Origin of the sequence: Shewanella putrefaciens (assembly GCF_016406305.1) — a bacterium.
GTDB lineage: Bacteria > Pseudomonadota > Gammaproteobacteria > Enterobacterales > Shewanellaceae > Shewanella > Shewanella putrefaciens_C.
Genome location: NZ_CP066369.1, coordinates 4,117,066 through 4,135,899, shown reverse-complemented (window position 1 = coordinate 4,135,899; position 18,834 = coordinate 4,117,066). Strand labels below are relative to the sequence as shown.

General features: G+C 49.9%; 18 protein-coding genes. 4 read left to right on the top strand and 14 right to left on the bottom strand.

What is annotated here, in order from left to right; translation table 11 throughout:
• Positions 1-2 precede the first annotated feature (2 nt).
• From JFT56_RS17920 to recG, 13 genes are all read right to left on the bottom strand, one after another.
• Positions 3-773, bottom strand: coding sequence for an outer membrane lipoprotein carrier protein LolA (locus JFT56_RS17920; protein ID WP_198781332.1), 771 nt, complete (start codon positions 771-773; stop codon positions 3-5).
• Positions 773-1,204 (bottom strand): acyl-CoA thioesterase, encoded by a 432-nt coding sequence (locus tag JFT56_RS17915; protein ID WP_198781331.1) that lies wholly within the window; start codon positions 1,202-1,204, stop codon positions 773-775. The genes JFT56_RS17920 and JFT56_RS17915 overlap by 1 nt, the downstream gene beginning before the upstream one ends.
• Positions 1,201-2,766, bottom strand: a complete 1,566-nt coding sequence (locus JFT56_RS17910; protein ID WP_198781330.1) for an HAL/PAL/TAL family ammonia-lyase — start codon at positions 2,764-2,766, stop codon at positions 1,201-1,203. Before JFT56_RS17910 ends, JFT56_RS17915 begins: the two co-directional genes overlap by 4 nt.
• Entirely contained in the window at positions 2,763-4,643 is a 1,881-nt protein-coding gene (locus JFT56_RS17905) for a glycosyltransferase family 2 protein (protein WP_198781329.1), read from the bottom strand. Before JFT56_RS17905 ends, JFT56_RS17910 begins: the two co-directional genes overlap by 4 nt.
• Positions 4,637-5,050 (bottom strand): thioester dehydrase, encoded by a 414-nt coding sequence (locus JFT56_RS17900; protein WP_198781328.1) that lies wholly within the window; start codon positions 5,048-5,050, stop codon positions 4,637-4,639. Before JFT56_RS17900 ends, JFT56_RS17905 begins: the two co-directional genes overlap by 7 nt.
• A complete protein-coding gene (locus JFT56_RS17895) occupies positions 5,043-6,407 on the bottom strand; it encodes an AMP-binding protein (protein WP_198781327.1) in 1,365 nt (454 codons plus the stop codon). Before JFT56_RS17895 ends, JFT56_RS17900 begins: the two co-directional genes overlap by 8 nt.
• Positions 6,404-6,952 (bottom strand): hypothetical protein, encoded by a 549-nt coding sequence (locus tag JFT56_RS17890; protein ID WP_198781326.1) that lies wholly within the window; start codon positions 6,950-6,952, stop codon positions 6,404-6,406. Before JFT56_RS17890 ends, JFT56_RS17895 begins: the two co-directional genes overlap by 4 nt.
• A complete protein-coding gene (locus tag JFT56_RS17885; RefSeq protein ID WP_198781325.1) occupies positions 6,952-7,200 on the bottom strand; it encodes an acyl carrier protein in 249 nt (82 codons plus the stop codon). Before JFT56_RS17885 ends, JFT56_RS17890 begins: the two co-directional genes overlap by 1 nt.
• Positions 7,201-7,209: 9 nt before the next feature.
• Complete coding sequence (locus JFT56_RS17880; RefSeq protein ID WP_011787697.1) at positions 7,210-7,464, bottom strand: phosphopantetheine-binding protein; 255 nt, start codon at positions 7,462-7,464, stop codon at positions 7,210-7,212.
• Positions 7,448-8,287, bottom strand: a complete 840-nt coding sequence (locus JFT56_RS17875; RefSeq protein WP_198781324.1) for a lysophospholipid acyltransferase family protein — start codon at positions 8,285-8,287, stop codon at positions 7,448-7,450. The genes JFT56_RS17880 and JFT56_RS17875 overlap by 17 nt, the downstream gene beginning before the upstream one ends.
• Positions 8,280-9,029 carry a beta-ketoacyl synthase chain length factor gene (locus tag JFT56_RS17870; RefSeq protein WP_198781323.1) on the bottom strand — a complete coding sequence of 250 codons (750 nt, stop codon included), beginning with the start codon at positions 9,027-9,029 and terminating at the stop codon, positions 8,280-8,282. Before JFT56_RS17870 ends, JFT56_RS17875 begins: the two co-directional genes overlap by 8 nt.
• A 325-nt stretch (positions 9,030-9,354) precedes the next feature.
• Positions 9,355-10,254, bottom strand: a complete 900-nt coding sequence (locus tag JFT56_RS17865; protein WP_198781322.1) for a DUF3014 domain-containing protein — start codon at positions 10,252-10,254, stop codon at positions 9,355-9,357.
• A gap of 198 nt (positions 10,255-10,452) precedes the next feature.
• On the bottom strand, positions 10,453-12,528 hold the full coding sequence (gene recG, locus JFT56_RS17860) for an ATP-dependent DNA helicase RecG (protein WP_198781321.1): 2,076 nt from the start codon (positions 12,526-12,528) through the stop codon (positions 10,453-10,455).
• A gap of 272 nt (positions 12,529-12,800) precedes the next feature.
• On the opposite strand from recG, the gene JFT56_RS17855 reads away from it, so the two are divergent.
• The 4 genes from JFT56_RS17855 (at position 12,801) to JFT56_RS17840 (ending at position 17,801) form a co-directional block, all read left to right on the top strand.
• Complete coding sequence (locus JFT56_RS17855; RefSeq protein WP_198781320.1) at positions 12,801-13,826, top strand: ABC transporter substrate-binding protein; 1,026 nt, start codon at positions 12,801-12,803, stop codon at positions 13,824-13,826.
• A 16-nt stretch (positions 13,827-13,842) separates the two neighbouring features.
• Positions 13,843-15,669 (top strand): GGDEF domain-containing protein, encoded by a 1,827-nt coding sequence (locus JFT56_RS17850; protein WP_233095538.1) that lies wholly within the window; start codon positions 13,843-13,845, stop codon positions 15,667-15,669.
• Between the two features lie 91 nt (positions 15,670-15,760).
• Entirely contained in the window at positions 15,761-16,174 is a 414-nt protein-coding gene (locus tag JFT56_RS17845) for a YkgJ family cysteine cluster protein (protein WP_198781319.1), read from the top strand.
• 310 nt (positions 16,175-16,484) lie between these two features.
• Positions 16,485-17,801: a hemolysin family protein gene (locus JFT56_RS17840; protein ID WP_198781318.1), complete on the top strand. Its 1,317-nt coding sequence runs from the start codon at positions 16,485-16,487 to the stop codon at positions 17,799-17,801.
• On the opposite strand, the gene ilvY is transcribed toward JFT56_RS17840, so the two are convergent.
• Positions 17,798-18,670 (bottom strand): HTH-type transcriptional activator IlvY, encoded by an 873-nt coding sequence (ilvY, locus tag JFT56_RS17835; protein ID WP_198781317.1) that lies wholly within the window; start codon positions 18,668-18,670, stop codon positions 17,798-17,800. The genes JFT56_RS17840 and ilvY overlap by 4 nt on opposite strands.
• Between the last annotated feature and the right edge of the window lie 164 nt (positions 18,671-18,834).

Here is an 18,834-nt window from a genome sequence, read left to right as displayed (position 1 = left end):
GGTTAAGGTATATTCGCCTCGAGCGCTAACGCATACTGCGCCAATTCGGTTTCGCTGAGTGTGCCTTGGGAAAGCGCACTAAAGTCGATGCGGGTCATATCCTGTGGGCTCACACTCGGCGCCGCGCTCAGCAGCACTAAGGATTGCAAGGTATCGCCACCCTCTAACACCATATTGGCGATGGCTTTTTTCATTAAGGGATCTTTGGGCGTTAGGCCTAATTGCCATTGACCGTCTGTGTTCAAGCTTCCTGCTTTTAACCTGTCTGTGATGAGAAAGTGCAGTTCGAAGTTCTCACTTAAACCGGAAATATCACCGCCGAGCATAGCGCGCACTAGGCTGGGCAATAAATCCCCCATAGCGGCAGCGCTCGCCGAGGCATCGGCCTTGCTGACTTGGACTCGACCTTGACTATCGCGCTGGGTCAGTTGTTTATCTTTTAAAATCAGTAGCGACTCAAAGGGTTTTATCTGTTGCCAGATCAGCCCTTGCTCTTTGTCGAAGATAAACTGACCTTGGCTGATTAACGGCTTTTTGAGCACCTTTAGTTGCCGAGATTGCACAAACTGGCCTCGCACCGTTTCGCCCAAGTTAAGCTTTTGACTGAGGGCCACAAGCTGCGCGGTATCCGCACTTTGGCTAAAGAGTGTTTGATAAACACTGGGCTCCGCAAGCCTGTCACTTAAGGTTTCAGCCTTGAGTGGCAGGGGCAGGGTTATCAAAGCAAAAGCTAAGCAGAGAAATAATGCGAATTTCGCCAGCACTGAGTTCATTAGTCTTCAACCTTAGCGAGCAGGGTGGCGATTTTGTCACGGAACACCTCTGGGGTGACAAAGCACAATTCTTGGGTGCTCATATCGACCGCCGCCTGAATAGTATAACCCTTAGTGATGCGCGCTCCGGTTTCGACATCGCGGATTTGATAATTGATTCTTAAGCGGTTTTCCCACTCGACTAACTCGGCACGTACCGTGATTTTTTGCTCGAAGGTGCTGGCTTTGACGTATTTAATCTGCAAATCGATAATCGGCCAGGCATAGTTAGATGCTTGCATTTGGCGGTAGTTGTAGCCCAGCTCATCGAGCAGTTTGCAGCGTGCTATTTCGAAATAACGCAGGTAATTGCCATGCCAAGTGATCCCCATGGAATCCACATCGTGGAAGGGGATTTGCATTTCCATATCGATAGTGAGCAATGATTTCATCGGCACACTTCCCATTCGCCCGCTTGGATTTTCGCTATGGTTTGGCGCAGTACGGCTTCAAGCGGCCTGTCTTCAATTAAGGTCTCAAAATCACCGCGCACTTGGGCGAGGGTTTTCGCCAATGAGGGTGTGAGCGAGGCTTCGTCCAGTTCATTTTGGGCGATACGCAGACCAATGCCTTGGGTCATGGCGAGCAAGGCAGCCGCCGCGACTTGTTCGGTCAATTGCAGCACGCGCATACAGTCGCGGGCGGCGATAGTGCCCATGCTCACCTTGTCTTGGTTGTGGCATTCGGTCGAGCGCGAGAATACGCTGGCGGGCATAGTGTGCTTGAGCGCTTCTGCTGTCCACGCCGACACGCCAATTTGCACCGCTTTAAAGCCGTGATTAATCGCACGGCGCGGGCCGGTTGAGCCGGATAAGTTGGCGGGTAAGCCATTGTTAAACTTAGGGTCCATCACTAGTGCCATTTGGCGGTCGATAAGGTCGGCTAAGTTGGCCACAGTATTTTTCAGTGAATCCATCGCAAAGGCGATATGACCGCCGTAAAAATGGCCACCGTGGAGAATGTGCTCGCCTTCGCCGTCGACAATCGGGTTGTCGTTGGCGCTGTTGACTTCGGTCTCGATAAACTGACGCATAAACGGCAGCGCATCCTGCAACACGCCGATAATGTGCGGTGCACAGCGGATGGAATATCTGTCCTGCAGCCTGTCCGAATTGCGTGGATGTTCGTGGTGATTTAAATCTTCACGGATCCAGGTGGCGATTTGGTTTTGCCCAGGATGCGGTTTGGCGGCAAATAAGATTTCATCAAAATGGTTCGAGTTGCCTTTTAACGTTAACGAGGCCATGGCGGTAATGCGGCTACTTAAGCGGGCAAGATATTGGGCGCGATCGAAGGCTAAACAGGCCAAGGCCGTCATCACTGCCGTGCCGTTCATCAGGGCTAAGCCTTCCTTTGGCCGCAGTACGTGCGGGGTGATGTTGAGCTTAGCGTAGACAGCTTGAGTCGCTTGGCGCTCGCCGTTATAAATCACTTCGCGCTCACCGACTAACACGGCGGCTAAATACGACAGCGGCGTTAAATCACCACTGGCGCCGACCGAACCTTCCTCTGGGATCACTGGTACTATGTTGAGATTCAGCAAGGTTTCGATGCGCTTTAATAGCTCATAGGTCACGCCAGATTTGCCAATGGCTAAGGAGTTTAAACGGCAAGCCATCACAGCGCGGGCCTGCATTATGCTTAAGGTCTCACCTAAACCGCAGCCGTGGAAGCGGGTCAAATGCAGTGGCAATTCGTGGACCAGATCTAAGCTCACATTGACTGTGCAAGAGTCGCCATAACCTGTGGTTACGCCATAGACCACGCCTTCTTCGTGCAGCAGGCTATCGATAAAGCGCGCACCTTTTTGGATATATGCTTGATAATCCGCATCATCACAGAGTTTGACTTTAGCACCCTTAGCAACGGCGACGACTTGCTCTAATGTGAGTAACTGGCGGCCAAATTCGATTGGCGGCTCAGTGGTTGTCGTTTGAGTAACTGCGTGGCTCATAAATGCGGTGTCCTGTCTGTCTTATGATCCTGCTCTGGGATCGGCGCTGCTGCTAAAGTGTCGGTTGGTACAGGTTGTGGCTGTACTGAAAGGGATGAAAGGCGCTGAAGTTCGCCATCGCTATGCCAAAAATCGAAGAAGTTAAACCATTGCAAAGGCTCGCGCCGCGCATAGTATTCTAAGCGTTCGCTGTAGCGATTCACCGCCTGCTGTAATCTGTCCATTCTGCCCGCTCTAGGGCCTTTAAGGGTGTCGGCGAAGCGTTCTAAATGCACCCGATAACGGCCCTGTTCCCGTAGGCAAAACATTAAAAACACAGGGCAATCGAGTAAGCCAGCCAAAATAAACGGCCCCTGCGGGAATGGTGCATCTTGGTCCATAAAGGGCGCGTACATGACGCGGCCTTGGGTATTGGATGAGGTTCTATCGCCCGCAATCACCACCAGTTCACCGTCTTCTATCTTTTGTTGCAACAGCATAGATGTCGCGGGGTTAAGCTCGGTCACTTGAATAAGATTGAGCGTGCTATCTGGGTTTAACTGTTTGAGTACTTTATTGAAGTTTTCCGCATGGCTCGTTAACACCATGACGTTTACTTTGACCTTGCGCTGGTGGATGGAAATCGCGCGGCAGAGTTCTAAATTGCCCAGGTGAGACACTAATAACACTGCGCCTTTACCGCTTTCGAGTTGACCCGCCAGCACTTGGCGGTCTGGGAAATCCACTTGGCTCAATTGAATACGATCGCACCAGGCATCGATTCTATCGAGCGCCGCATTGCCAAAGGCTAAAAAGTGATTCAGGCTATCGCGCCAGCCAACGGGACTATTCAGCTTAGGATGTTGCGGCTCAAGTACTTGTACGCGGCGCAGGAAATCTAACGAGGCGTTACGGGTGACTTTGCCCGTGAGAAAGAAATAGCAAATCACCGGATACATAATGGCGCGGCACAACCAATGGCCGCCAATACGATAGCTCTCGGCTAACAATTTGATGCCCCAGTAACTGCCGCGCTCCTTCATGCCCGACCAATGGGTGGCCGACGTTGATTTTGTTGCTGCCGTCGCTGGTGTTGCAGGCGAGCAATGGGAGTTTTGCGCGGCTTGTTGCTGCGATTTACGTTTCAATAGCCAAGGCAAGCGTTTGAGCATGCCGAAAAACAGCCGAGTGTGCAGTTTAGTGATGCGTACATTGTCGGCCACACCTTGGAAGTGACTGACACCACCTTCGGGATAAATCACCTTAGTCGGTTGGAATAAAATTTCCACCCCTTGCCAGTAAAGTTTGACGAGGATTTCGATATCAAAATCCATTCGCTCCGTTAAGGCTTGCTGGCACAGTAATCGCTCGGTGGCGGCTAAGGGATAAACGCGAAAGCCACACATAGAATCTTGAATATCAAAGCTTAAGGTTTCGACCCACACCCAAAAATGGGTGAGATAACGGCCATAAAGCCTGCCCTTAGGCACGGATTCATCGTACTCAGGTTTGCCTGAAATCAGCGCATCGGGTTTAGCCTGCGCCCTTGCTACCATAGCCGGAATATCGGCCAGATTATGTTGACCATCGGCATCGACCTGCAGCGCATGACTAAAGCCATCGCGGTAGGCCCGGCGCAGCCCTGTCATCACAGCAGCGCCTTTACCACGGTTGTAGGGATGTTGCAGCAGCGTCACCCAAGGATAGGTTTGGGCTAAGGATTGCAGCAGATAGCGGGTCTCGTCATTGCTGCCATCATCAATCAAATAACAGGGCAGATTAAACTGGGCGAGTTCGGCCAAGGTCTGGGCAATCGCGGCGCTGTGATTGTAATTGGGGATCACTAGGGCGAGCTTGATGGGCGCCGACTCAACAAGGTCGCTGGGTGGCGTTAACACTGGCTCACTCCGTTACTGTTGGCATTAGTGGTATCGGCAGGCTGATTGACCAATGGCGTGGTCTCAAAGGCGATTCGGCCTGATGCGTAGCGGTTTTCACCATCGCTATAGGCGAAGGTGAGTTTCCCCTTAGTGGCATTATGGCTAATGCTTAGGGTGACTTCTTGGCCCGGCAGTATGAGTTGCTGAAACTTAAGCACTTCTAAGTTAGCAACTGCCTCGCAATAACCAAAATGCTCGCAACCTAAACGCACCGCCCAATCTAATTGGGTCACGCCTGGCAGTACGGCTTGCTCGGGGAAATGTCCCTTAAAATAGTCAAGCTCGGCCGACACAAGGAGGCGAAATTCAATGGTATCAGTGCCGATATCGGAATGCAGGATCGGCGGTAAACTCGATTTAATCATGGTCAAATAACTCAACTAGCTCGGCGGTGACACGCTTACCCTGAGTGTTCAGCGGTAAAATATCGGGATAACGCCAGCGGCGTGGCAGGGTGACTCGCTCAAATTGGGTCAGTAAATGTGCTTTTAGGGCATTGTTGATGCTGAGTTTCCCCTGTTCTTGGTGCACGCTACGCCCCAGCGCCGAGAGGGTTACGACCGCGCCCAATTGGGATTTAAACTGCGGCAGTACCACCAGCGCGGCTTGTTCGACATAGCTGTGGCTGCACAACAACGTTTCCATCTGCGCCAGTGACAGGCGTTTTTCCTCAATCTTAACGATGCGATCGAGTCGGCCTTTAAGCCTAAACTGACCATTTTCGGTCGGTTCGATTTTATCTTCGCAGCGCAGCCATTCATCGTCGGCCAAATAGGGCGATTTCAGCAGCAGGGCGCCATCGGTCGGATCTTGGTCTATCGATATTTTGTCAAACACTTGCCAAGGTTCATCTGCCTCATGTTGGCGGCGATAGGCGATACCGCCGGTTTCTGTGCTACCAAAAATTTCGATGGGCAAATGGCCGTAACATTGGGCGACACCTTGGGCGGCGGCAAAACTTAATGGCCCGCCAGAGCTAAACACTAAGCTCGGTGAGCGCAGTTGGCGCTCGTGCTCTAAGGCTTTAGGCAAGCGCGATAACTGGGCAGGGCTACTGATCAAACACAGGTTTGGCAGTAAGGCAGTGTAATAGCTTAAGGTTTCTGGGTATTCAATCTGCTCGCTTAAAAACGGCCGACTGGCGGCGAGGGGCCACAAAATCTTGAATAACAGGCCGTAAATATGCTGGTGGGAAACCGTGGATACCACACTGCAATGGGGTAAATGTTCGGCAAAGGTATGTTCGAGCACTGACACTTCGACATCTAGCTGCCTTAATGTTTTACGGATCGCCTTAGGTTCGCCGCTGCTACCTGAGGTAAAGAGCACTAGCTCGCCTAGGTTGCCGCTCGCGGGCCAGGTTTGACTCGGTAGGCTCAGCTCTTTCTTCAGCAGAATAAAAGCCTGACTTTCGCACAGGGGCTTGTCCGACAAGATACCTTCAAACTGGTGGGTTAACTCGCTCAAGGTGCCGGTTTGAGTGTTGGCTGGCAGGATGATCTCCTTGCCCGCTAACAGCGCCGCACATAAGCCGACGGCAAACAGATCGCTGCTATCACTGGCGAGCAGCCATTTTTTCTCGGGGGCTTTGAGCAGTTGCTGGTAAAAATACGCCACCTGATTGGTAAATAATGCACCTGTGACTATGTCGTGGTGATTAAAGCTGATCAGTTGTTGGGCGAAGGGCCCTTGGGTTAACCAGTTTTTGAGTAGCTGTGTCATGTTTTCTTCAACCAAAAGCTGCGATATAACCATTCCCCACCGAGGAGCAGTCCCATGAGTACGTATGCAATCAAACCGTTATACAAGGTCCAGGTTGCTAAGCTAGTAAAGCCAGCGGTGTAAGCCGCCATAGTGCCATTGAAGATAAATAAGCCGCACCAGAGTAGGGTAACTTTTTTAAGGTATCCAATGGCTTCATCCGGTAAATCGGGTTCTTTCAAGCGGGCCAAACGCTCGATCATGCTAGGCCCACGGTGCAGTGAATAACTGAACAGCGCCAGCATAGTAAGATTTATCACCACTGGATAATACAGCAGCCAGTCGCTGCGCTTGGCAAGATAACTGCCCGCCGTGAGCGCAATGCCCACTAAAAGTGGTAAAACTAATGTCTTAACTCTTTGCTTTTGTAGCATTAACCGCGTTATCAGTAACAAACACAGCACGAGTGCTATGGTGCCTGCGGGCAAATAATTGAGCCCTAAATACACGGCAACCGGATAGGCCAGCACTGTGAGGGCGGTTAAGCCCTGTAGCAAGACTCGCATTAGCCTTTAACTAACCCTTCGATGGCATTGACTACATCGTTGACTGTGCGAACTGATTTAAATTCATCGGGTTGGATCTTTTTCCCCGTCAGTTGCTGCAGCTTAATCACTAAGTCGACGGCATCGATACTGTCGAGATCGAGTTCTTGATACAGATTGGCCTCGGGCGTAATAGCTTCGGCATCGATTTCAAATTCGTCCACTAAAATAGTGGTTAACATGGCGAGGATTTGTTCACGATTTTGCATATTCCTCTCCTATGGGCGCTGGGATTCAATAAAGCGCGCTAAGCTGGCGACACTGTGGAAATGGGCTTTAGTGGCATCCGAGTTCGCTTCGATTTTGACATCAAATTTTTTCTTGATGGCTAAACCAAGTTCGAGGGCGTCGATGGAATCTAAACCAAGACCTTCGCCAAAGAGCGGCGCATCTGTCTCAATATCATCAATACTGACGTCTTCGAGGTCGAGGCAGTCGATGATTAACTGTTTAATTTCATTGTTTAAGTTCATAATTACTTTCGAGTTGTTGTTTATAATAATGTTCAAGATCCCGCGTGAGTTGCCGGGCCATTTTTGCATGCTCACCTAAAGCCGCTGGGTACTTTTGGTGAGAAATTGTTGCGCCGATTTCAACGGCCATTCCCATGGTTTGCCTTGGGATCTCATACCAAGGCTGCTCCTTTGTCAAACCACGGACATTGGTACGTAAAACCACAGGTAAAATATCTGCTTCAGCCCTTAAGGCGATATTGGCTGCGCCGCGGGCAAAGTCGTTAATGGTCGCGCCGACAACCGTGCGCGTCCCCTCGGGGAAGATAATCAAATTGGTGCCCCGAGCGAGCACTTGGCGGCAATCCTCTAACATTAATTCGGCGCCGCGGTTGGGAATATAACCCGCGCAGGACACCACACCGCGCAAAAATGGATTACGCCACAGCCCCTGTTTAACTATGCAGCCCGCATTGGGCATTAGGCTTATCAGCACTACAACATCCACTAAGCTGGGGTGATTGGCAATAACGATAACGCCTTTAGCATCATGTAATTTTTGTGCGCCGTGGCGGCTGACCTTAATCACGCCCGCCCAGGTAAGCATAGCGACAAAGCCTTTAAACATCAGGTGCACGGCCCTTTGTACCCTAAGGATCCGCGCCTCGGGTGTGCCCGGCCAAAAGCGTAGCAGCGGCAAAATGGTCAAGGAGCTTAATAAACCGCCTAAGCCAAAGGCAATATAACAACTTACGCCACCGAGCCATCGGGGGAGATAATGTAGCCCTTCGCGGCGAGGTTCTGGCGTCGCATAGGCCACATTGAGTCCTGCCGGGTTAGACATGCTCTAGGCTCCAATGCCATTGGGACAGGCAGCCAGAAATATTTTGCGCTGTCGCAAGGGCGTGGATAAATGCGCCATAGGTCAGAGGGGTTAACTCTGTTGAGGCACCAATGCGGCTCACAGTGAGCTTGGCCGACGCGGGGGCATCGAAGGGCGCGAGCTGTAGGCCTAGGGCTAAAGGTAATTCAAATTCTTGGGTAAATTCATCGTACACTGGTGGCACTGCGTCATCGCCGAACACTAACAATAATGGCTCTGGCGATTGAGCTAATTGGACGAAGGCTTCAACCATGGCCTGTGACAGGGTTTCTGTGCCCGCTGCAATTGAGGTCGACGGCGCGGTATTGGCCGTCACTATGCCAAAAATACCGCTGGCAGTATTGTGCACAGATTGGCTAAAGCCTAAGGGAGATAAGGCTTGCTTGGCGATAATCTCTTCGAGTAGACCAATAGTGCGCGGCAACTCGCCGTGGCGCGAGGCAAAAATCGAGCGGCAGTTTGGCGCCACATTGCACTGAAAACCCGCCTCTAACATCATCTTAGTCAAACGGCTAAAACGGCGACGCTGCATGGCCGGCACTTGTTTGAGTGCTGGGGCCGAATTCTCTGAAAGTGTGGTATCTGACGGCGTTGTATCGAGACTGGAGGCAGCCGAGTTTTCGCACCAATTTTGCCAGCTATCACTATGCGGATATTGAGGCGTCCATGCGCCCCAGGAGAGAATGCTGAATGTTAGTTGCACTACTTTGCCTCGACACTAGTTTGCAGCTGTCTTAGTTATCCCTAACTAAGTTAACACTATGGTGAATGGAGCGGTCATTGGCTATTTACGCGTTGGATATAGCGCGTTCAATCCGCCATTTAGTGGGCGCCATTCTACACTAAGCCCCCCATTTTTATGAAGCCATTTGCTTAATGTGGGTTAATAAAATGCAATCAAGCTCGGGTGAATCACTCTTGAGTAACACTCTTTTCAGTCTTGTATAACTAACATTATTGAGTTCGGCTGGGTCAAATTAATCAAAAAGGCGCACTAAGGCGCCTTTTAATCGCAGTCGTTAGGGCAATTACTGCGCTAATTGATTTTCGAGTTTACGCAGCGCAATTTTTACTTTGCGGGTATTTTCTGGCCCCATGCGGATCAGCAGTTTTTGCGCGCTGGGTAGTGCTTCTAAATTAGGGTCAACAAATTGATAGTTAACGCTAATAGAGTTAAGTTCGATGGGCTCTTCAATAATCGGGGCCGCAAGTAACATTTTAATTGCCTGCAGCATTCTGTCATTGAATTTAGCGTTACTGTAACCCAGCTCCGCAAAGGCTTCTTCGAGTAATGGCGTCAGTTGCTTGTAGGTATTCATTAAGCTCTGCTCATCCATGCTGGCTATCACAGTCGCATAGGCATCATATCTATGGTAACTGTCTGGATTTAAATAGACCTTGTTGGTGATTTCCGACACAGTGAAGAGTTTTTCAGGCCCCTTGATAGGGCTTACCTTACGGGTCAATTCGCCCTGGGCCAAGTTATCCACGAACACCACAAATTGACGGGCGAGATCCTGGGTAATCAAGGATGAGCCGACAACATTGTTATTGATGATGGCGAGTGCTTTTTGGTGAATAAATTCGTCACTCTCCGCCAGCGCGGGGATAGGTTCAACCACAACGGCGGGTTCGGTCTCGGTGGCCGGACTATCTGTGGTTTCCGCTGCGGTTTGAGGCGTCTCGGGTAGATCGGTTGTGGTTGTTGGCTCGGGTGTGCTTTCGAGCGTCATGGGCTCGGATGAGGGGGCCTCTGGCAGCACAATAGGTGCGTTCGGGATCAATTTAGGCGAGTCTGAATCACCGCTATAGTAATAATATCCTCCGGCGGAAAGTAGCACGACGAGCACTATCGCAAAAAGCGCGAAGCGATTGCTGCTAGAGGAGGTCTCTTGAGGTGTTATTCTATCATCTTGATTAACTTGCATTTTACATCCTTCGCTTGAGCGTCAAGGTAACGTGGTGAATACATGCAGCTAACATTAAAGTGCAAGGACGGACTTGTTTGAAGGCCGTTGGTTCATTTTGCAATTTTCCATGCGCTTGTCTATAGCGCCTAGCTGAACATATCGCATTTATTTTGTGTTTTTAGGTAGATACTCTCTTAGGTCTGTTACATTTAGCACCTAAGCCTGTACATACTGTTGCCTGTGCCCCAGCCAGCGATGAATGATGGCGTCTACTCGCTCAGGAGCTTGCAACATCACATGGTTCGCCAGTTTTTGAATGTGGGGAATTAGGGCTTGATCCCGCACTAGGTCGGCAATTTTTAGCTCGGCCAGCCCAGTTTGTTTGGTGCCGAGCACTTCACCTGGGCCGCGAATTTCTAAGTCTTTTTGGGCAATCACAAAGCCATCGTTGCTTTGTCTGAGCACATTGAGCCTTTGGCTGGCAGTGTGACTCAAGGGCGCCTTGTAGAGTAACACACAATGGCTGGCGATGGCGCCGCGACCGACCCGTCCACGCAGCTGATGCAGCTGCGCTAGCCCCAACCGTTCGGGGTTTTCGATGATCATTAGGCTGGCATTGGGTACATCGACGCCGACCTCAATCACAGTCGTTGCCACTAGCAGATGAATCACCCCAGCCTTAAAGTCGGCCATGATTTGCTGTTTCTCGGCGCTTTTTAATCTGCCATGCACTAGGCCAATATTGAGCTCGGGCAGGGCGAGACGCAGTTCTTCGGCCGTGTCTTCGGCGGCTTGGCATTCGAGTACTTCGGATTCTTCAATTAGAGTGCACACCCAATAGGCCTGACGTTTGTCAGTCATGACACTGCTACGGACGCGATCTAACACTTCATTTCGCCGTTGATCGGGGATGGCGACTGTGGTCACTGGGGTTCGCCCCGGCGGCAGTTCATCGATAATCGAAGTGTCGAGATCCGCATAGGCCGTCATTGCTAAGGTTCGTGGAATAGGCGTTGCCGTCATGATCAACTGATGGGGGTGAAAACCCTGACTCACGCCCTTTTCCCGCAGCCCTAAGCGCTGGTGTACGCCGAATCTATGTTGTTCATCGATAATAATTAACGCGAGTTTATTAAACATTACATGCTGCTGAAATATGGCATGGGTGCCAATCACCATCTGGGCTGCGCCCGATTGAATATCCTCGAGGGATTGGCTTCTCGCCTTGCCCTTGAGTTTACCCGCAAGCCAGCCGACCTTTAGCCCGAGGGGCTCAAACCAAGCGGCAAAGTTGGCCGCATGTTGCTCGGCTAATAATTCGGTCGGTGCCATCATGGCAACTTGATAACCGTTTTCAATCGCTTGCAGCGCGGCCATCGCAGCGACTAAGGTTTTACCCGAGCCGACATCCCCTTGCACTAAGCGCATCATCGGATGGGGTTTTTCTAAATCTTTACCTATATCGACCACGACCCTTTGCTGTGCCCCCGTGGGTTTAAAGGGCAAAGCGGCGAGGAAGGGATTAAGCAACTGCCCTGTGGCGGGCATAGTGACCGCGGCGTCTAAATTACTGCGCTGCCTTAGGCGCAACATACTGAGATTGTGGGCGAGCAATTCTTCCTGCACGAGGCGCTGCTGGGCAGGGTGCTGGCCTAGCTCTAAATCGAACTGAGAGATCCCCGCGGGAGGACGATGCAGCGTCTGCAGCGCTTGTTTAAGGCTGATGTTGTTTGGTTGCAACTGCGGTGGCAGCAGCTCAGTTAAGCCGCCCTCTTCCAGTAATGCGAGGGCTTGTTCCGTCAGCTTTATCCAGCTCGCCTGCTTTAAGCCCTCTGTGGTGGGATAAATCGGCGTTAGGGTATCGCTTAGGTGAATATCCTCGCCGGGATACACGACTTTATATTCGGGATGCACTATCTCTGCTTGATGGTTGCCGCGGCGGACTTCGCCGTAGGCACGGATCATCAAGCCATTTTGCATGGCATTACGCTGGGCGACGGAAAAATTAAAGAAGCGCAGGCTTAAACTGCCGGTGTCGTCGCGCACATTGCAGACCAACATGCGTTTGCGGCCTTGGATGATTTGTGTCGATTGAATTTCGGCTTCTATCGTGCCGTAACTCCCCGGGCTTAGGGCGGCAATGGGATAGATTTGGGTTCTGTCTTCGTAGCGCAGGGGAAGGTGAAACAGCAGATCTTGTACTGTCGTGATACCAAGCTTGGCCAGTTTCTCTGCGACCCGTTTAGCGACGCCTTTAAGGTCGGTTATCGGAACAAGATCCAATTGCTGCAAGTTGTTAGCACTCAATCACTGTGAATTTATACATATATTAACAGAGTATATGCGTAAGGCAATCTTAGGGTGGGCTTTACGTTTGGCAGCCCGTTTCATAAATATTCTGACCATAAAGTTCACTTTGTATCATTTTGTGGTTTAATCGAAATATCCGTTGCCATTGGGGCATTTAGGCAACGATGCGGTAACAGGATTGTGAATCGATAATAATAAAGTGATCTCGAATGAAGGATAACGTTTGGGGGAACACGGTCGAGGAGAACTCGCCTATGCGTTTATGGACATTATGCAGTCTCTTGATATGTGGGCTTTTTTTTAGCATTCCGGCGATGGCTAAACTCGATGTCGTATTCTTTAATCCCGGTGCTGCAGAGGACAGTTTTTGGGGCGATGTCGATAGGTTAATGTCAGTCGCATCGACCAAGCTGGATATGAATCTCGAGATCATTCATTCGGATCGTAATCACTTCAAAATGATCACTCAGTTAGCTGAATTATTAAGTCATTCAGCTTCTCTTCCCCATTACGTGATCTTGGTAAATGAAAAGCAATCGGCACTAAAAATGCTGCAGATGCTTTATCCGTATCCTATTCATGTGCAATTAATTCTAAATGATATCTCCGTTGGTGAGCGTGATATCTTGCTGCAGGATCCCCATTGGCAGGAATACCTATTACCCGCCATTATTCCCGATAATTATGCGATTGGTTCGGCAACCGCTAAATCTTTGATGGCCGATTTAAAGGATAAAGAGGCTAAGGTTTTATTAATTTCGGGCGATAAATCGACACCAGCATCTGTGCTTCGTACCCAAGGTGCCCATGATTATTTTTTTATCCAAGCGAATGCGACGGTCGTGCAAACGGTCTACGGCCAATGGCGTGAGGATATTGCCTATGGTCAGGCGTTGACATTGCTTGGCCGCTATCCCGATCTCAATATGATTTGGACCGCCAGTGATCGCATGGCGATAGGTGTACTAAAAGCATTGAAAGAAAAAGGACTTAAGTCGGGTCAAGAGGTATTCGTCAGTACGATTAACACTTCGCCTGACATTTTACATCTCCGCCGTGAACAGGCGGTAAGCGTGCTCGGTGGTGGGCATTTTTTAGCGGGAGCCTTAGGCTTAGTACAATTGCAGCACTATCAACAGACGCGAAAATATATTCCCTATGAAGGGGTCGCGTTATTCGATGTGCTCAGGCCCGACTCGGCTTTCTATCGAATGCTAATTGCTAGGGATTGGCCCGCCATTTTTCAGGCTGAAATCTTGGATAAATTGCCGCCACAATAATACCTAATAGGTCTCCATGAAACATAAGAATCATTCCATTAGTCACCGAATGACGCTCACCATTATCGGTGTGAGTTCATTTTTTGCGGTGTTAACTATGCTGGTGCAACTGATATGGAATTATCAGGACAGCATCGACAATGCGACGGCGGATATTCGCGAGTATTCTGAGTCTATTCTCCCTAGCATTGCCAAATCGCTCTGGGATGTTGACCGTAGCTTACTCTCCGATTTGCTATCGGGCTTAGGTATGATGCCTATGGTATCGAGCGTGAATTTGGAGAGTATTGACGGAGTTGCTATGCAACTGGGAAGGCCTGTCCGTGATAGTGATGGGAGCCAGATGCTGTTTCACCATACGGTTGAATATCAAGATCAGCAGATTGGAACCCTCACCGTCGGTTTAGATACCAATGAGCTGTACTACGAATTGTGGCAACAGTTGATCATTATCGTCCTAGGCAATGGACTTAAAACCCTGCTGATGATTTATCTTATCCTCACTCTCGTACGTTTACTGGTTACGAGCCGTTTGTCCGCATTGGAACGTTTTGCCAATCAAATCAATCTTCATTCCCTTAAAAAGTTGTCGGTTCCCGAGACGATTGTGGCAAACCCCGATGAGATTGGCCATGTTGCCCTGTCGCTGCAGGCCATGTACCAGAGGATCCGCAACGATTTAGCCCTGAATAAGCGGCAGCAAAGGGCGCTACAGCAACAGCAACATCAGCTGGAACGTCTGGTCGAGGAGCGCACTCAAGAACTCAACTGGCAGTCGCGGGGGAACCAATTACTGGCTGAAATTTCATTGCAATTTCTCAATATGGATATGCTCAAGCTGGATGAAGGCTTGGCCGAGGTCAGCCAGAAAATCGGTGGATTATTCGATGTCCAGAGGGTGAGTATTATCGAATTTACCCAGGGGCAGGCCCAGTATCGCAGTCTGTGGGCGAGTGAGCCTAATGCCGAGCAAATTAAAGGCATTTCCGTTGAGAATGTCACTCTACTGGAACAGAAATTTGCAACTGAATCTATCCTAGTGATTGAGGATATTGAATCTTTAAAAGCTCAATCGCCGAAGGAATATGGCGTGATGCATTCGGTGGGCATATGCGCTATTGCGGCGTTTGCGATTAAAAATGCGGGTCACTTGCAGGGATTCTTGTCGCTATCGACTGTGAATTGCCCGTTAAATTGGAGCGCGCAGAAGAACGTCATGTTGACGCAATTTGCCGCCGCATTAAACGAATTGCTGCTACGAGCAGAAAAAGAGCGGCAAATGTTGGGCTTGCAGCAAGCCTTAGTCTCAGTCAATGCGCAGTTGCAGATCATGGCCGAAACGGACGAATTGACGGGATTAACCAATAGACGTCCCTTTACCCAAACCCTAGAAGCCGTATTGCAGGGCAAAGTGCCCGCCGGATTGTTAATGTTAGATATCGATTATTTTAAGCGTTACAACGATACCTATGGTCATCTTGAGGGGGATTCAGTGTTAAAGCGGGTGGCCGAGGCGTTAATGCACAGCGACATATTACCGCAGGGGGCCTTACTCGCAAGAATTGGTGGCGAAGAGTTTGCCATAGTGCTCGAGCGAGTCACGCCGGGTCAATTAGGGGCGATTGCGAACCAATTATGTTACCAAGTTGCGGAGTTAAATATTCCCCATAGCGGCTCGCCTATGGCCAAAGTGACCACTAGCATTGGCGGGGTTTATCTCGCGCTCGACACCCTATCTGGGCTGAAAATGGCGGATGTGCTTCGCCGGGCGGATATGTGTCTATACCAGGCGAAGGACAAAGGGCGTAACACTGTGGTGGTCGAGATAAATCCATGGGGCTAAGTCGCTTTTACTGAGCGGGCGATAGCGGGTTTATTTCTGATTTTTGCCTGCTATAATTGCCGCCCTTTATGTCCAATCTTTAGGTTTGAGCGTGTCAAAACGTGGTAAAAATACGGCAAATGCGGTGTCGATTTTTAATATCGATGATTTGTCTACCTGGCAAAAGTACCGTAAAGGTCTGTGTGACACTTGCCATGCCACTTGTTGCACCTTGCCCGTCGAAGTCACAGTGACTGATTTAGTCCGCATGGCATTAGTGGATGAATTTGAGGCCGAAGGCGATCTAAAAGTCATTGCTAAGCGCCTACAAAAAGCCCGCTTAATCGATAATTTTAATCATAAAACTGCCATTTTTACCTTAGCACGTATGGCGAATGATGATTGCCTGTATTTGGACAGCAACACCCGCCGTTGTACTATTTACCATCAACGCCCCGAGACTTGCCGCAATCATCCTCAAATTGGCCCTAAGCCAAATTTTTGCCCCTATCGCCCGCGGGCTTGAGCTGTTGAGTGCTCAGGTTTGCCTATTCTCTGTAAGACGCTGATGTAGTAATTCTTTTATAATTATCTATTTATAGATTCTGATAAAATAATTAACGGGTGAGTTTTCAGCCGCTTCGCCACAAATATGTCACTTAAATGATGGAAGCTCATCGGCATGACAAACGGGTGGCGAGAGCAGAGTCACGCATAGCTGAGTGATTAGCAGATATACTAGACATATATTTTCTATCGTCTTGAATTCAACTGACACGCGAGCCTTAAAACGCGGGTTGGTCCTAGTTAGTCCAGTGTTAAACAAAAGGTGTTACATGAGTCTCTTTGATAACGTGATGATTATATTGTGCTTAATCGGCGCGAGTTGTTTTTTCTCTATGTCAGAAATTTCCTTAGCCGCCTCGCGAAAAATTCGTCTACGTCAGCTGGCCGATGAGGGGGATGCTAGGGCAGAAAAAGTGCTGCATTTGCAGGCCCATCCGGGGAGCTTTTTTACTGTGGTCCAAATTGGCTTGAATGCCGTCGCCATTATGGGCGGTATTGTCGGTGAATCGGCTTTTCGTCCCTATTTCTATCAATTCCTAACGCCTTGGATAAGCGATCCTTGGTTGAGCCAAGTCAGCTTTTTACTGTCATTTGTGTTGGTGACCAGCGCCTTTATTCTGGTGGCTGATTTGATGCCAAAGCGTATTGCCATGGCGATGCCTGAGCCCGTCGCTCTGGCGGTAGTTGGCCCCATGAGCATCTGCATTACGCTGCTGCGGCCTTTAGTGTGGCTTTTTAATGGTATGGCGAGCGGCATTTTTAGACTGTTGCAAATTCCTACCGCCCGCAATGACGAAGTCACCTCCGACGATATTTATGCCGTGATGAACGCTGGAGCCGAAGCCGGGGTGCTGGATAAGGGTGAGCAACAAATGATGGAAAATGTGTTTGAAATGCAAACCGTTTCAGTCACATCCGCCATGACGGCCCGCGAGAGTCTAGTGTACTTTTTACTGCAGGACAGTGAAGAAGATATCAAACGTAAGATCGCCGAAGATCCCCACACTAAGTTTTTAGTCTGTGATGGTCAGTTGGATATGATCAAAGGTTTTGTTGATGCGAAAGAACTGCTGATCCGCGTGATCAATGGCGAGAACATCACGCTAAAAGACAGCAGCTTAGTGCATACCTCCCTGATCATTCCCGATACCTTGAGCCTATCAGAGGCGATGGAATACTTTAAAAATAGCCGCGCCGACTTTGCGGTGGTCATGAACGAATACGCCCTAGTGGTGGGGATTGTAACTACCAACGATTTACAGCGCGCCGTGATGGGCGCCTGGTCATTGCATGAGAGCGAAGAGCAGATCATCGCCCGTGATAGCAACTCTTGGTTAGTCGACGGAGTGACGCCTATTACCGATGTGATGCGCGCCTTCGGTATTGAAGAATTCCCGCACAATCAGAACTATGAAACCATCGCCGGTTTTATGATGTATATGCTGCGTAAAATCCCTAAGCGTACGGATTTTGTGAACTATGCGGGCTATAAATTTGAGGTGGTCGATATCGATTCTTACAAGGTCGATCAGCTATTGGTCACTCGTATCGATGCTAACGATAAGTTGATGTCGCCAGATACCTAAATCACTTCTAAGAAAGCGCTCAGTATTGGGTCATCCAGCCGTTTTACCTTGCAGCAGCAACCGAGTTCAAAGGGCGGTATCGCAACGGGTGAGACGAGTAACTGGATACGATCCCGCACTGGGCTGTTATTGATCACCACTTCAGGGCTGATGCTCAGGCCACAACCTAGCGCTACCATAGAGGCGATTGCTTCTTGCCCCGACACTTGGGCGTAAATATTGGGGCTGATGCCCATTTGTTTGAACCAGTTATCGGCGCGGCGCCGCCCGGGGCCGTGGTCTGGGATGATAAAGGGCACGCTCGCCCAATCGATGGGCGTCTGGCTAACTTGTTGCTGCACCGCGCAGCGGATCGTCGGTGCGATAATCGACAGCGGCACATCGTCGATTTTGGCAAAGTGTAGACTGCTGGGGAAGGGATCGGGCAGGGCGGCGATGGCGATATCGGCGCGATTCTGCTGTATTTCGACTAGGGCATTGGCTGCATCTCCCGTTGTCAGGGCTATCTCGACGAAGGGATGTTCTTGGCGAAATAAATCCAATAAATGGGGCAAATGGCTGTAAGCCGCCGTCACCGAGCAGTACAAGTTAAGCTTACCGCGCAGCACATCCTGCTTAAGGTCGATACTGTGCTTGAGCGTACTCCAATGGTTTAAGGTCTGCTCGGCAAACAGCTTAAACTCCCGTCCCGCGTGGGTTAAGGTCACGCTGCGGTTATCTCGCTCGAGCAATTTCGCGTTCACTTCATCTTCTAATCTTTGCAGGGCTCGGCTTAAGGTCGATGGGCTCACATGCATCTGCTCCGCCGTCTTGGCGAAGTGCAAACTGTCACATAAGTGCAGGTACAATTTGAGGGTACGAATATCCATGTGCTTATCCTGTTTAGGCTCGGCTACTTAGGTTGCAAGGGGGAGATGTACCCCATTTGCCACCGATAGCACGTTGCAATAAATGCAATATGAAGTTTCGAATATATCATTTTAAGCAACGATAAGCATGGGGTATAGTGATTTCAATCACAACCATTCCTTAA

Bases quoted from the DNA above. Each gene is read 5' to 3' on its own strand.
- JFT56_RS17920 (WP_198781332.1), bottom strand. From the start codon at position 773: ATGAACTCAGTGCTGGCGAAATTCGCATTATTTCTCTGCTTAGCTTTT.
- JFT56_RS17915 (WP_198781331.1), bottom strand. From the start codon at position 1,204: ATGAAATCATTGCTCACTATCGATATGGAAATGCAAATCCCCTTCCAC.
- JFT56_RS17910 (WP_198781330.1), bottom strand. From the start codon at position 2,766: ATGAGCCACGCAGTTACTCAAACGACAACCACTGAGCCGCCAATCGAA.
- JFT56_RS17900 (WP_198781328.1), bottom strand. From the start codon at position 5,050: ATGATTAAATCGAGTTTACCGCCGATCCTGCATTCCGATATCGGCACT.
- JFT56_RS17895 (WP_198781327.1), bottom strand. From the start codon at position 6,407: ATGACACAGCTACTCAAAAACTGGTTAACCCAAGGGCCCTTCGCCCAA.
- JFT56_RS17890 (WP_198781326.1), bottom strand. From the start codon at position 6,952: ATGCGAGTCTTGCTACAGGGCTTAACCGCCCTCACAGTGCTGGCCTAT.
- JFT56_RS17885 (WP_198781325.1), bottom strand. From the start codon at position 7,200: ATGCAAAATCGTGAACAAATCCTCGCCATGTTAACCACTATTTTAGTG.
- JFT56_RS17880 (WP_011787697.1), bottom strand. From the start codon at position 7,464: ATGAACTTAAACAATGAAATTAAACAGTTAATCATCGACTGCCTCGAC.
- JFT56_RS17875 (WP_198781324.1), bottom strand. From the start codon at position 8,287: ATGTCTAACCCGGCAGGACTCAATGTGGCCTATGCGACGCCAGAACCT.
- JFT56_RS17865 (WP_198781322.1), bottom strand. From the start codon at position 10,254: ATGCAAGTTAATCAAGATGATAGAATAACACCTCAAGAGACCTCCTCT.
- JFT56_RS17855 (WP_198781320.1), top strand. From the start codon at position 12,801: ATGCGTTTATGGACATTATGCAGTCTCTTGATATGTGGGCTTTTTTTT.
- JFT56_RS17850 (WP_233095538.1), top strand. From the start codon at position 13,843: ATGAAACATAAGAATCATTCCATTAGTCACCGAATGACGCTCACCATT.
- JFT56_RS17840 (WP_198781318.1), top strand. From the start codon at position 16,485: ATGAGTCTCTTTGATAACGTGATGATTATATTGTGCTTAATCGGCGCG.
- ilvY (WP_198781317.1), bottom strand. From the start codon at position 18,670: ATGGATATTCGTACCCTCAAATTGTACCTGCACTTATGTGACAGTTTG.